The following is a 13112-nucleotide window of genomic DNA, read 5'->3' as shown; positions in this document are numbered from 1 at the left end:
CCGAGCATTGATCACGGCGCAATAGCCGGCCGAGGCTTGTGCTGGACTATAGCCTCCCGGGATTCTCACTGGCCTTCAGTGTCTGCCCCGGATTTGCCAAACTGAAAGCGGGTTCGGTACTGCCCGGGAGAGAGGCCAATGCGCTCACGGAAGAGCCGGGAGAACGAACTTGTATCGCTATATCCGACGCAATTCGAAATGCGCTCGATGCTTAGTGTTCCAGTCTCCAGCATGGCCCGCGCTGAATCGATCCGCAATTTTTGCAGGTAGCTAAGGGGCGGCTCTCCCAACACGGTGTTGAAGCGTCGTATCAATGTCCTTTCGCTCACTGCCAGGGAATCGGCCAGGTCCGCCAGTCGCAGCGGCTCCGCCAGGTGCTCGGCGAACCACGCCTGGGCACGACTTACGAGCTCGTCTGTGTGCGTAGCCTCCGGCAAGAGCGGGAGATAAGGCGTCTGGCTCGTCTGGCTGACGTCGATCAGCATGGTCTTAGCCGTTTGGGATGCGATGGCTGTGCCGCAAAATCTCTCCACTACGCGGACCGCTTGCAGAAGATAGGATGCCGACGCCCCTCCACACATGAGGCGGTCCACCTCAGTGACCACCGGACGCATCTCCAACTTCACATTGGGATAGCGAGCACGGAACTGCTGCTCGAGCCACCATGTTGTCGTCGCGCTTCTTCCGTCCAGTAACCCGGTGCGCGCGAGAACAAAGGTACCCGTGCAGTTCGCCGCGAGCAGGGCGCCGGCTCGCCATTGCTCAATCAGCCAGGAGTAGGTTGGCCCGAGGGACTTCAGGAGTTGGTCAAAGGCCCGGTGCCCACCGTAGTGCAGGCTGGGGATGAAGATCAGGTCAAATTTCTTCTCCAGCGCCTTGGCATCCACTGCGATCGGCAGCCCGTTGCTCGCAACCACCGTCTCGGCGGTGAGAGAGACAAAGCGCCACTGGAACGGGTGTGCCGCCTCACCACGCTGCTTGCGCAAGTGCGCGTTTGCGACCTGCAGAACGTCGGCAAAGCCCCCGAGGCTCGACGCGTAGCAACCGTTTAGTGCAAGGATCCCGGCCAGTGGCATGTTGGCATTATCCGCATGGAGTGTGTCAGTTCTGCCACTGTAGCATCGCGCTCGTGAACCGTAAACTTCGTCGCATGTTGTCATCGAGTGCACGGAAATCGCGCCGCGCTCGACGTCACCCCACCGAACTTACTTCATGCACAGGAGCCGACATGGCCAACTCGAGCGTTGTCTTTATCAGCGCCACCCGCACCGCTATCGGGACCTACGGTGGGGCACTAAAGGACTTCTCGGCAGGCGATCTCAGCACAACTGTCGTGAGGGCGGCCCTGGACCGCGCCGGTATTGATCCTTCGCGCGCCGAGCAACTGGTCTTGGGCAACGTCATCCATTGCGAGGCACGCGATATGTACGTGTCGCGTGTGGCAGCGTTGCAGGCGGGGATGCCGAAAGAATCGACGGCGCTCACATTGAATCGGTTGTGCGGCTCCGGACTTCAGGCAATTGTTACCGCCGCAAATGCCATCCAGCTTGGCGATGCAGAGGTGACGGTGGGCGGCGGGGTCGAGACCATGACGCGGGCTCCCTATGCCGTTCCGGCGGCGCGCTGGGGCGCCAGGATGGGAGACGCGAAGCTCGTTGACATGATGACAGGTGCGTTATCCGATCCCTTTGGCGCTGGCCACATGGGCATCACAGCGGAAAACGTCGCCGAGAAATTTGGCATTTGTCGCGAGGCACAAGACGAGTTCGCTCTGGAGAGCCAACGTCGCGCCGTCAATGCGATTGAGGCCGGTCATTTCGCATCACAGATTGTCCCAATTGAGGTCAAGGGGCGCAGCGGAACCCATACATTCAATGTGGATGAGCACCCAAAGAAGGATGCGACACTGATTTCGCTCGCCAAGCTCAAGCCGGCCTTCAAGAGGGAGGGCGGCTCTGTGACCGCAGGCAATGCTTCGGGGCTGAACGACGGCGCCGCGGCCTGCGTGCTAGCGGATGAAAAGGTCGCAGAACGCCTGAATGCCAGACCGATGGCGCGACTGGTTTCGTATGCGGTCGCCGGTGTGGAGCCATCGTTGATGGGGACCGGCCCGATCCCAGCGGTGAAGCTTGCACTCAAGCGGGCAGGCCTGAGCGTCAGTCAGATGGATGTCATCGAATCTAACGAGGCGTTCGCCGCGCAAGCGCTCAGCGTATGCCAGGGACTTGATCTGGATCCCGAGAAAACGAATCCAAACGGTGGCGCTATTGCGCTTGGCCACCCGCTCGGAGCGAGCGGTGCAATCCTGGCAGTGAAATGCATTCACGAGCTTCACCGCAATCACGGGAAATATGGACTGGTGACCATGTGCATCGGTGGCGGGCAGGGGATTGCCGTAGTCATCGAACGGCTTTAATCCTACTCACCCGCAACGGGTGCCAACAGGGGTCTAGAGGAATATGAAAGTACTTATTGTCCACGCCCATCCAGAGCCTAATTCGTTTGCCTCGGCCATGAAAGACACGGCGGTTGCCATCCTGACGGCCGCCGGGCACAGCATTGAAGTCACCGATCTGTATGCGCAGAGTTTCAATCCAGTCGCCAGCGCTGCTGATTTCCTGGTGCCCCAGAACGACGAGTATCTGGTCTACGCCCTGGAACAGAGGCATGGACTCCAGACGGGAACGTTGTCAGCAGACATTCTCAAGGAGATCGAGAAGGTCCGCCGCTGCGACCTGCTGCTTCTGACGTTTCCCATCTACTGGTTCTCGGTGCCGGCAATCCTGAAAGGCTGGATCGATCGGGTATTCGTCTCAGGCGCGTTCTACGGTGGTCGACGCATCTATGACCAAGGCGGGATGACGGGAAAGAAGGCCTTGGTGTGCGCAACGCTCGGCGGGCGGCAATCCATGGTTTGCGACGGCGGGATCCATGGCGACCTTGCCATGATGTTGCGTCCTCTTATGCAGGGCACCCTCGGCTATGTTGGCTTTGACGTCCTCGAGCCATTCTTTGCGTATCACGTGCCGTACGTCGGGCACCAGGAGCGTATGGAAATGCTGGATGGATGGCAGGCGTCCCTCGTTACGCTTGATAAGAGACCCGTGATGCCGATGCCAGCGCTGGCCGACTTTGACGAGACGCTCTCGCGCAGGCTGCCCGTCGCCGACTTGGCGAACGCATGATCTTTTGAACTTTGCCCTTTGGAGACAACCTTGAATACCGTGCGTATGGATGCCGACAACCAAGAATGCGTCGTACAACGCCACCAGTCAGCTTTGTATCACGATCTGAGTACACCCGCAGAAGCTCAGGAGATACGCGGACAAGTACGCGGGTTCGCTGACCAGTACATCGCGCCGGTCGCTTGGGAGATTGGCCACCGCTCCGAGTCCCGCGAGAATTTTCCGCGTGAGCTGTTTCGCCAGATGGCGAAGGCGGGCTTGTTCAGAATCCCATTTGCAAAGAGCGTGGGCGGCCTTGGACTTGCTCAGCCTGCTACCGCGACCGCCGTAATGATCGAGGAACTTGCGTACCATTCCAACTCGGTCGCTGCGATTGTCGATGTGCACTGTATTCTTGCGGGCCACGCGCTTGAGCACGCGTCTGAAGCACTGCAAGAACAATACCTCGCCCCTCTTCTGGCAGGGGAAAAGATAGGCAGTTTCGCTACCACGGAGCCTGAGGCTAGCACGGACCTCAGTGTCCATGCCATGCAGACGCATGCGGTGCGGCGCGGGGACACCTATGTCGTCAACGGCAGAAAGCGCTTCATCACCAACGCGCCCGTTGCAGACTTTGTGGTTTTGCTCTGCGTGGATGACGGGCGCATGACTGAACTTGTCATTGATCTGAACGCCCCTGGCGTTCGGGTTGGCGAGCCGGATCAAAAATTGGGCAACCATGGCCAGCTTACCAGCGATATCCACTTCGAGAATGTCGAAGTGCCAGTGAGCAATGTTGTTGGTGAGGCGGGCAGTGGACTGAAGATTGCACTGCAGACGCTGACCTACGGTCGCATTGGTATCGCCGCCAGCGGTGTTGGAATGGCGCAGGCGATCTTCGACCATAGCGTCCACAGGCTGCGGACACGCCGCGCTTTCGGCAAGGCGATTGCGCAGTTCCAGCACTGGCAGTTTAAGTTGGCTGAGCGGGCCACTGAGATTGAGAACGCGAGGAACCTCTACCTAAAGGCGGCCCTTCGCATGGATTCCGGCATCACTTTTCCAGAGCCGGAGGCGGCGATGGCGAAGTGGTATGCAACGAACCTGGCAGGGGAGTTTGCACGGGATGGCGTACAGATCTTTGGCGGATATGGGTTCATGAAGGAGCTCGCCCATGATGCCTCGCACTATCGTGTCGAGGAGATCTATCGGGACGCGAAGATAGCGGAAATCTACGAAGGGACCAACGAGATTCAGAAGCTCGTGATTGCTCGGGCCATCTTTGGCAAAGAGATTACCGGCTGATGCCATGAGCGACGATCTGGATTTAGTCTCTATCCACGTCGCTAGCGCGATTATTCCTGCGGAGACCGACCTCGACGTGATGGTTGGGGGTTGTTGGGGTGCCGTCCCACTGCATCCTGACGAGGTACCTCAATACTACGCGGGAGTGGCCCTCGTGGCGGCCATCGCACTCGTTGTTGCTTGCATCGAATACTGCATTTTGCTCATTTTGTAAAGCCCGGTTTCGGGCGCGCCGCGTGGAACGGTCCCCGATCTCATACACGCTTCGGAGCGAACCATGAATTTCAAACAACTTGACGCCGTCCATGCCCTCCTCAAGGAGGCGCGCGCCTATCAGCATACGTCGCTTGAAGATCTGCGACGCGTTGTTGACGAGCGGAACGCGCTGTTCCAGCCGCCCACGCAGCTAGCGTTTGAGCCCGTGACGGTGCCTCGATCGGGGAAGCCTGCGTTGCAGATGGAATGGGGAACCCCGGCCGACATCCGTACTCGACGGACGATTCTGTATTTGCACGGTGGCGGATTTATGGTTGGGCGCGCTGCCGGCTTCCGGGGATTGGCTGGTACGCTGGCCGTTGATTCGCAAGCTCGCGTGCTTCTGGTTGACTACCGGCTCGCCCCGGAGCATCCGTTCCCGGCGGCGATAGAGGATGCGACGGACGCGTATGCGTGGCTACTGGAGACTGGCATAGACGCAAAGGATACTGTACTGGTTGGCGACTCTGCTGGGGCGGCTCTAGCACTATCGACAATCCTGGTGGCCAAGAGAAGTTCACGCGCGCTGCCGGCTGCGGCCGTTCTGTTCTCCCCATGGGTGGATCTCTCCCTGAGTGGTCGCACTTTGGAGTCCAAGAAGGAAGAGGACTTGTTTCTCGCACCGGCTCTGTTGCAGGCTCTGGCTCAGGCCTATCTGGCTGGTGCTGCCGTTGGCGACGAGCTGGCTTCGCCACTTTCAGCAGACCTCCATGGACTTCCACCGCTCCTCATCCAGGTTGGCTCCGCCGAGATTCTGCTCGATGATGCGATGCGTCTAGCAGAAAAGGTGGGAAGTGGCGGGGGAAGCGTCACGTTGGAAATCTGGCCACATATGCCACACGTGTGGCAGTTGTTTGCCCCGTTACTCCACGACGGACGTTCAGCCCTTGCCAAAGCTGCCTCGTTCATCGTGAGCCACTTCGAAGCGGTGCAGTTCTCGGACAAACGCTAGCGGGCCACGGGGGAACCTGTGGATTCGGCGGCCAGCATCAATGGATGCTTTATAGGTCCGCTGATCGGGTGCTTGTCACAGGGTCTTTGGTGCACGTGTCGCCTGCCGATCCCCGCCAGATTCCGGTCCCCGCGCCCCCAAATTTGTTCTAATCCGCCTCGCGTTCATTCCTTTCTCAACATGCTCCTCCGCCGCCGGCGGCTGGGCGTCGATGCCATCAGTGTTCAGCGTTTGCGGCGAAACTCACCAGGTGTGCGTCCGACGCGCGTCGAGAAGGCAGTACTGAAGTGAGTCGCAGTTCGGAAGCCAACTTGTTTGCCGATCTCGGCGATCGGCAGGCTCGTCTCGCGTAAAAGCCGGCGAGCGGCGTCCAAACGCATCGCCAGCAGATGCTGGTGGGGAGAGCATCCCAGACTCTCCTTGAAGGCTCGGGAAAAGTGACTTCTGGAATAGCCAACCAACTCCGCAAGCTTTTCAATATTCAGATCGACGGAGAGGTTGTCTGCCACAAACTCACGTACTCGCTCAATGTCCATCGGCGACAGCCCGCCAGAAACTCTCATTACCATAGGAAGGCGGCCTCCTTGCGGCGACGTGTATCGTAGATGCAAGTGCGCAGTCAGCAGCGATCGCAACGAAGTGAGTAGTCGCGCCATACCGTCGGTATTGGTCTCCGAGTAGGCTGTCAGCATCGAAAACAATCCAGAGAGCCACGGATCCGCGGCATTCGCGACGCTAGTAAGCTTGACCTGCTCTGACGAGCCATTTGAGGACTCGATCAGGGAAAGCCAATCGGTTGGCAGATAGATGTGCGCGAATTCCAGTGTGCCTCGGATCTTCCAATCACGTGTCCCCGGAGACGTGACTGCTACGCTATGGGAGCGAATTCCGGCTGAAATGCATTGAGTTCCCTCGAATTTTGCCACTTGAGTCGTCCCTTCGATGTGGTAAGACAAGGTGGCTTCGTCGCGAACATCTTCGTGTAGCCAAACATCCTTGGTGCGCCAGCCTGCCGCTAGAGGCCGGCCGCCCTCGTGATCAACGCGCCATCGAAGCGTGGAATTGGGATTGCTCACCATAGCCTCGAAAGCCGTCTTGCCGTGGCTTTCGGTCATCGTGTTGCTCATGGCTGTCTCCTGACCAAGTCGCCCGTCTCTTCGGACTGAGTAAATCTTAGCATCGACTAGGGAAATTCTGTTGGTCTCTATTCTTAGTCTGCGATATCGCGTAGCCATATTTACGGATTCGTCGCAACTTTCGAAAATGGATCGATGAATGATTTGGCCGTCCCCCCAAAGTCTTCGGTGCTGGGCTACATTCCTTTTCGCCGTCAAACTAAAGGAGACAAACATGATTTTGGATTTCAAAGGCCGCAGCGCAGTCGTCACGGGTGGCGGTGGCGGCATTGGCCGCGCTACTGCCATAAGGCTGGCACAGGGCGGAGCAAGGGTACTTCTGGTAGACCGTTGCGAGGAGGCGTTGAATTTTGCCTCGGCGGCCATTCGCTCGATCGGTGCCGAGGTCGATACGCAAGTCGCTGATGTAGCGAGCAGCGAGTCCACTCGGGCATACGTGGCGAGAGCTATCGATCTATTCGGTACCGTCGATTTGTTCTTTAACAATGCGGGAATTGACGGGCCCATGTGTCCCGTAACGGAGTTTCCCGAGGAGGAGTTTGATCGCGTGATTGCAGTCAACCTGCGCGGCGTCTTCCTGGGGCTGCGGCACGTCCTTCCGATCATGGTTCGCCAAGGCCGTGGCGCCGTGGTTAACACCGGGTCTATAGCGAGCCAGCGCGGCTTGCCAGGCGGCATCGCCTACGTTGCGGCAAAGCATGCAGTGTTGGGTATGACCCGTACTGCTGCCGCAGATCTGGGAGCCTGTGGTGTTCGGGTGAACTGCGTTCTGCCCGGGATGGTGGATACTCCCTTGCTTCGGCGAATCATCGATACCACGTTCCAAGGCGACATCGAGAAGGGGATTCAGAATATTGCTTCGGTGGCCCCCTTGAAACGCTGTGCGCAGCCTGACGAGATTGCCGCTGCGGTCGTCTTCATGCTGCACGATCGGGCGAGCTACCTCAATGGAGTTGGTTTGCCAGTCGACGGTGGCGCGCTCGCGACAATGTCAAATACTGGTTGAAGGGGAGAGCAAAATCACTGACATCTAATGATGGGACATAATTCAATGAACGCTCACAACACTACTCGAATCGCGCCACCCGCTTCGCTGCACGTCGCCAGTGACACTTTTCCTTTTGTCGACGACTACCTCACACCTGGCCTGAGATTGAAACTTCTCCAGGCCGATGTGGAGGGAGGGTTCTTCGTGGTGCGCATCCGCTTTGCACCAGGAATCCTGCTTCCTGCTCACAAGCACACAGGCGCTGTCCATGCCTTCACTCTCGCCGGGAACTGGTCCTACCTGGAATACCCGACCTCGCCAGCAAACACCGCTGGCTCTTATCTCTACGAGCCTCCGGGGTCTACTCATACCCTTAAAATCGCGGACGACAATGAAGGTGAGACTGATGTGGTCTTCATCATTTATGGAGCCATGCTTATTCTTGATGAACGTCAAAACGTGGTTGCGGTGCTCGACGCAGAGAACCAGGAATCGGACTGGGTTAGGGAACTGATCACACAGCGCAAGGGCGTCCCGCCGTTTATCACTGGCGGATCGGCTACCTATAGTCAGCTTGCGAAGTCGTAACTGGTGAACTTTTTGGAATCGCTGTGACTGGCTTGGACATGGTCGCCGAAAGGCGGCCATGTTCGTCTCTTCAGGTGCCAGAACTCAGGGAACCGCCATCACCCGCTTTGTCCGGAACGCCGGAAGCGGTCTAAGACAAATGCGTGTAGATCGAGTTGACCGGAGTGGCGAACACGCGACGGACCATCGGACCAACGAACTCGAGCGGCAACGTATCGTCTGACGGGGCAAACGCAGGTGCAGCGTAGTGCTCGCAGCACATTGCGCACCTACTAACTCTAGTCAGTAACCTCCGGTAGCGGGCGGAAGTGCTTCATCCAGACCCTGGTAATGGCGGGCTAGTTCAGAAGCTGCTTTCGCCAGTAGGCCAGTGTCCGTGCCCACGGCAACGAACTGGGTGCCGACGGCAAGATAGCGTTGCGCTATCGTCCTGTCTGTAGCCAATACACCTGCCGCCTTGCCAGCCGCCTTCACCTTCTCGACTCCTGACAGAATTGCGTTTTGCACTGCCATAGCGCCAGGCTGTCCCAGATAGCCCATCGAGGCGCTAAGGTCGGATGGCCCAAAGAAAACGCCGTCAACACCCTCTACACCCGCGATCGCTTCGAGATTCTCCAGACCCGTCTGCGACTCGATCTGCACGAGAACACAAAGCTGTGTGGAGGCCGTCTGAAGATAATCACCCACGGAGTTCCAGCGCGAAGCGCGTGCCAGAGCGCTACCGACCCCTCGGACGCCACGAGGAGGATACCTGGTTGCGGCGACCGCCTCGCGAGCTTGCTCCTCGGTATCAATCATCGGCACGAGCAACGTCTGCGCACCGACATCGAGATACTGCTTGATGAGAGCGGGGTCACTACGGACGGGCCGCACCACCGGATGCGAGCGATAGCCTGCCACGGCCTGTAGCTGGAGCAGGATGCTGCGCAGGTCGTTGGGTGCGTGCTCGCCATCGATCAGTAGCCAGTCAAAGTTCGCCGTAGCGAGGAGCTCGGTCGAATAGGGGTCGGCAAGTGCCGCCCAAAGGCCAATCTGAGGTCTGCCGTCCAGTAACGCGCGTTTGAATGTGTTAGTTGGGAGCTGCATACTTCAACGATTCCTGGGCTCAGTTAGGCGAAGCGAAATGAGATGGATCCGAGGGAGCCGTAGTCGACGTGAAACGTGTCCCCGGCAGCCGCGGGAATGGGGCTTGTGAAGGAGCCCGCCAGCACAACGTCGCCTTCGCGGAGCGTCTCATCGTAGGGCGCGATCTTGTTCGCAAGCCATGCGACACCGTTCGCCGGATGATTTGATTCAGTACCGCCGCAGCGAGACCGCTCTCCTCTATCGCGCCATTTTTGTAGAGCAAGGCACCGACCCAGCGGAGGTCGATCTCGTGAGGGCGTACCGGGCGCCCACCCATGACGATGCCGGCATTGGCGGCAAAGTCGGAAATGGTGTCAAAGACCTTCCGTGGCACGCGGGTCTCGCGATCAAACTGCTCGATGCGCGCGTCGATGATCTCTATGGCCGGTGTCACATACTCCGTCGCATCGAGTACGTCGAACAGGGTGACGTTCGGCCCCCTCAATGGCCTTCCAAGTACAAAGGCGAGTTCAACTTCCACTCGTGGCGCGATGAAGCGCGAGATTGGAATGTCGCCACCGCCTTCAAAGAACATGCTGTCGAGCAGGGGCGCGTAGTCCGGCTCAGTGATCTGCGACGATCTCTGCATCGCGCGTGAGGTCAGGCCGATTTTCCGTCCTTTGATCCGGTGACCAGCCGCGAGCTTGAGATTTACCCATTCGCGTTGTATTGCGTAGCCGTCCTCGATCGTCATCTCCGGGTGAGCTGCGGAGAAGTGACGTAACTGCGTGCGATTTCTTTCGGCGTCATCCAGCTTTTGCGCCAGTTCGATGATCGTATCTTGGGTAAGCACTGTGCCCCTCCTTTATTGGTAATGTCTTCGCGTCAGTCCTTCAATCGCCCGTGAAGGTTGTCTTTCCAAGTGCCCGCCTCGCTGAACTCCGCCATCTCGAACGACAGGGCGAGTCCGCGCTTCGCATACTCGTTGGAGAAGTGCTGTTTGAGCGCGGAGAAGAGCGCATCTCCTGTGGCCCTGCGTGCCGCTTCGGAGCGACCTGCGCCTATGATGAGGCGGCCGTGGACGAATGCGTAGTCGACACTACCGTTCGCGATGAAATACTATCCGCCGGGAAGGCGCGAACGCGGATGCCGCCGAGTGGATACAGGTGTTCTCCATGTGCGCTTTGGGCTGCAAGCGTCCTCGCGAGCGTGCTGCACGACTCCTGGATACGGCCTTCACCTTCCAGATTGCTGCTGTACTCAATTGTGAGGTGGGGCATGGCCTGGCTGTCTCCTCAATCTGCGAGCGGAAGGATCGGCAAGATGGCATTGATTTGTCCCGTGCCAGAACTTCCAAAGTACGGCGTGACGATCTCCGCTTTGCCTTCATATTGGTCCCATCCGAGGGCACCGAGTAGCATGGCGGTGTCGTGCATGCCGCCTTCTCCCCAGCATTTCTCGTTGTACATCGGAAGCATTTCGCAGAATGTCGACCACTCTCCACGCTCCCACAGTTCCACCACACGGCGGTCCACCTGCTCCAGGAAGGGATCCCATACCTTGTGCATGTAGCGATCGGCGGTGCCGTTGTTCGCGAAGTGGTGGCTGAGCGAGCCGCTTGCGAGGATGGCAACGGTGCCGTCGTAGCGCTCCTCGATGGCGCGACGTACTGCGCGTCCGAATCGCGCACTCGATTCGAGGTCATGCCACATGCACCAGCCAGAGACCGAAACCGTCTTGAACCGTTGGTCGGCGTTCATGTATCGCATCGGAACGAGGGTGCCATACTCAAGATCGAGAGTGGTATCGCTGTGGGCGCGGGATTTGACCCCCATCTCGTTGGCCACGTCCGCGATCAGATGACCCAGCGAGGTGTTTCCCGGGTACGAGTACCGCATGTTTTTGATAAAGTGCGGTAGCTCATTGCTCGTGTAGACTCCTTCGAAATGGGAGGCGCAGTTGATGTGGTACTCGCTATTCACCAGCCAATGCACATCGAACACGATGATTGTGTCGACCTCCAGTTCTCTGCAGCGCCGACCGATCTCGTGGTGCCCATCGATGGCTTTCTGCCGGCAGCCCTTATGCGGCCCATCGAGTTCTGAAAGATACAGTGACGGAACGTGCGTCACTTTGGCGGCCAAGGCCAATTTGCCCATACTATTCTCCTGTGTTCCCCGGCGTCATCCGCGCTGCGGGCTCAGACGCCCCAGCGGGGAATATGATGTGAGCCTAGCGAAAGGCAGACGTTTTTGGGTTCGAGGAACACCTCGTAGCTCCAGGTACCACCCTCGCGGCCGACGCCGGATGCCTTGGTGCCACCAAAGGGCTGTCTCAGGTCCCTCACATTCTGGCTGTTGACAAAGCACATGCCGGCTTCAATCCTCGCGGCTACGCGATGTGCCCGGCCCGTGCTTTCTGTCCACACGTAGCTTGACAAGCCATAGGCAATATCATTTGCGATGCGGATCGCATCCGCTTCATCCTCAAACGGAATCACGCACGCGACCGGACCGAAAATCTCCTCTTGGGCAATGCGCATGCTGTTATCAACATCTGCGAAAACCGTAGGCTTCACAAAGTTGCCGTGCCGCAGATCGGGGGGGAGATCGGGGGAGTCGAGTCCGCCGCATACCAAGGTTGCGCCTTCGGTAGGGCCAAGTCCGATGTAGCTCCGCACTTTTTCCAGGTGAGCACGGCTAATCATTGGCCCGACAATCGTTGTATCCGCCAGGGGATCGCCCACGGTCAGCCGCCTTGCGCGTTCGGCGAACCGATCCACGAATTTCGCATAGATCGAGCGCTGGACGAGGATCCGGGACCCTGCAGTGCAGCGTTCTCCATTGTTGGAGAAGATCATGAAAACGGCAGCATCGAGTGCCCGCTCAAAATCGGCATCATCGAAGATCACGAAGGGGGACTTGCCGCCCAGTTCCATCGAGAATTTCTTCAGACCTGCACGCTGAACAATGCGGTTTCCGGTCACTGTAGAACCGGTGAAGGACACGGCTCGGACATCCGGATGAGAGACCAGAGGCTCTCCGGTTTCCTTCCCGAACCCGTGTACGACATTGAGTACTCCGGGTGGGATCCCTGCCTCAAGGGCTAGTTCGCCGAGGCGGGCAGCCGTCAGCGGAGAGAGTTCGCTCATTTTGAGAACTGCCGTGTTTCCGAACGCCAGGCAGGGTGCCACCTTCCAGGTGGCAGTCATGAACGGGACGTTCCACGGAGAGATCAGCGCGCAGACGCCGACCGGGTGAAAGACCGTGTAATTGAGGTGTGAATCGGTTGGATAGGTATGACCGTCGACACGAGTGCACACCTCAGCAAAGTAGTTGAAGTTGTCCGCGGAGCGGGGAACCAGTTGCTTGCGTGTCTGCGAAATTGTCTGCCCCGTGTCGCGTGTCTCTGTCTCAGCGATCTCCGGCACATGCTGGGTAATCAGCGCGCCAAGTTGGCGCAGCAACTTCGCTCGTTCGGCAGGTGGCGTGGCCGCCCACTTGGGGAAGGCGTCCTTGGCGGCGGCGACTGCAGCGTTCACCTCCTGCTCCCCGCCCCGGGCGACTTCGGCGAGCACCGATTGGTCGGCGGGGTTGACCGACTCGAAGTACTCCTGGCTGGCCTGCTGCCGGCCGTTGATCAGATGATCGATACGCATT

At 58.7% G+C, this 13112-nt stretch carries 12 protein-coding genes and 2 pseudogenes; 7 read left to right on the top strand and 7 right to left on the bottom strand.

Going from position 1 to position 13112, the window contains the following annotated elements:
• Window positions 1-65 precede the first annotated feature (65 nt).
• Window positions 66-1076 (bottom strand): GlxA family transcriptional regulator, encoded by a 1011-nt coding sequence (locus AC1Q7Q_RS31230; RefSeq protein WP_492371495.1) that lies wholly within the window; start codon window positions 1074-1076, stop codon window positions 66-68.
• 152 nt (window positions 1077-1228) lie between these two features.
• Between AC1Q7Q_RS31230 and AC1Q7Q_RS31225 the strand changes: the two genes are divergently transcribed.
• The 5 genes from AC1Q7Q_RS31225 (at window position 1229) to AC1Q7Q_RS31205 (ending at window position 5676) form a co-directional block, all read left to right on the top strand.
• Window positions 1229-2416 carry an acetyl-CoA C-acyltransferase family protein gene (locus AC1Q7Q_RS31225; protein ID WP_492371496.1) on the top strand — a complete coding sequence of 396 codons (1188 nt, stop codon included), beginning with the start codon at window positions 1229-1231 and terminating at the stop codon, window positions 2414-2416.
• Window positions 2417-2459: 43 nt separating this feature from the next.
• Entirely contained in the window at window positions 2460-3185 is a 726-nt protein-coding gene (locus AC1Q7Q_RS31220; RefSeq protein ID WP_492371497.1) for an NAD(P)H-dependent oxidoreductase, read from the top strand.
• A 39-nt stretch (window positions 3186-3224) separates the two neighbouring features.
• Window positions 3225-4469 carry an acyl-CoA dehydrogenase family protein gene (locus AC1Q7Q_RS31215; RefSeq protein WP_492371591.1) on the top strand — a complete coding sequence of 415 codons (1245 nt, stop codon included), beginning with the start codon at window positions 3225-3227 and terminating at the stop codon, window positions 4467-4469.
• Between the two features lie 4 nt (window positions 4470-4473).
• The gene (locus AC1Q7Q_RS31210) at window positions 4474-4683 is read left to right on the top strand and encodes a hypothetical protein (RefSeq protein ID WP_492371498.1); all 210 of its coding nucleotides are present in this window, start codon (window positions 4474-4476) and stop codon (window positions 4681-4683) included.
• A 63-nt stretch (window positions 4684-4746) separates the two neighbouring features.
• Window positions 4747-5676 (top strand): alpha/beta hydrolase, encoded by a 930-nt coding sequence (locus tag AC1Q7Q_RS31205; RefSeq protein WP_492371499.1) that lies wholly within the window; start codon window positions 4747-4749, stop codon window positions 5674-5676.
• A gap of 224 nt (window positions 5677-5900) precedes the next feature.
• Here AC1Q7Q_RS31205 and AC1Q7Q_RS31200 read toward each other — a convergent pair whose 3' ends face one another.
• The gene (locus AC1Q7Q_RS31200; RefSeq protein WP_492371500.1) at window positions 5901-6803 is read right to left on the bottom strand and encodes a helix-turn-helix domain-containing protein; all 903 of its coding nucleotides are present in this window, start codon (window positions 6801-6803) and stop codon (window positions 5901-5903) included.
• 223 nt (window positions 6804-7026) lie between these two features.
• On the opposite strand from AC1Q7Q_RS31200, the gene AC1Q7Q_RS31195 reads away from it, so the two are divergent.
• Both AC1Q7Q_RS31195 and AC1Q7Q_RS31190 read left to right on the top strand, forming a co-directional pair.
• On the top strand, window positions 7027-7818 hold the full coding sequence (locus AC1Q7Q_RS31195; RefSeq protein ID WP_492371501.1) for an SDR family NAD(P)-dependent oxidoreductase: 792 nt from the start codon (window positions 7027-7029) through the stop codon (window positions 7816-7818).
• Window positions 7819-7863: 45 nt separating this feature from the next.
• Window positions 7864-8388: a 2,4'-dihydroxyacetophenone dioxygenase family protein gene (locus AC1Q7Q_RS31190; protein WP_492371502.1), complete on the top strand. Its 525-nt coding sequence runs from the start codon at window positions 7864-7866 to the stop codon at window positions 8386-8388.
• Between the two features lie 282 nt (window positions 8389-8670).
• Here the strand turns inward: AC1Q7Q_RS31190 and hpaI are convergent, their stop codons facing one another.
• The 5 genes and pseudogenes from hpaI to hpaE all read right to left on the bottom strand — a co-directional run bounded on the left by hpaI (window position 8671) and on the right by hpaE (window position 13111).
• The gene (gene hpaI, locus AC1Q7Q_RS31185) at window positions 8671-9474 is read right to left on the bottom strand and encodes a 4-hydroxy-2-oxoheptanedioate aldolase (protein ID WP_492371503.1); all 804 of its coding nucleotides are present in this window, start codon (window positions 9472-9474) and stop codon (window positions 8671-8673) included.
• A 23-nt stretch (window positions 9475-9497) separates the two neighbouring features.
• Window positions 9498-10306: pseudogene (hpaH, locus tag AC1Q7Q_RS31180) on the bottom strand (2-oxo-hept-4-ene-1,7-dioate hydratase).
• Between the two features lie 32 nt (window positions 10307-10338).
• Window positions 10339-10733: pseudogene (locus AC1Q7Q_RS31175) on the bottom strand (5-carboxymethyl-2-hydroxymuconate Delta-isomerase).
• Window positions 10734-10748: 15 nt separating this feature from the next.
• The gene (hpaD, locus tag AC1Q7Q_RS31170; protein ID WP_492371504.1) at window positions 10749-11612 is read right to left on the bottom strand and encodes a 3,4-dihydroxyphenylacetate 2,3-dioxygenase; all 864 of its coding nucleotides are present in this window, start codon (window positions 11610-11612) and stop codon (window positions 10749-10751) included.
• Between the two features lie 41 nt (window positions 11613-11653).
• Complete coding sequence (hpaE, locus tag AC1Q7Q_RS31165; protein WP_492371505.1) at window positions 11654-13111, bottom strand: 5-carboxymethyl-2-hydroxymuconate semialdehyde dehydrogenase; 1458 nt, start codon at window positions 13109-13111, stop codon at window positions 11654-11656.
• Window position 13112 lies beyond the last annotated feature (1 nt).

It is taken from the genome of Cupriavidus sp. GW823-FHT07A04, assembly GCF_058794615.1.
The sequence above is the reverse complement of the archived record's forward strand: the minus strand, read 5'-3'. Positions and strand labels throughout refer to the sequence as shown.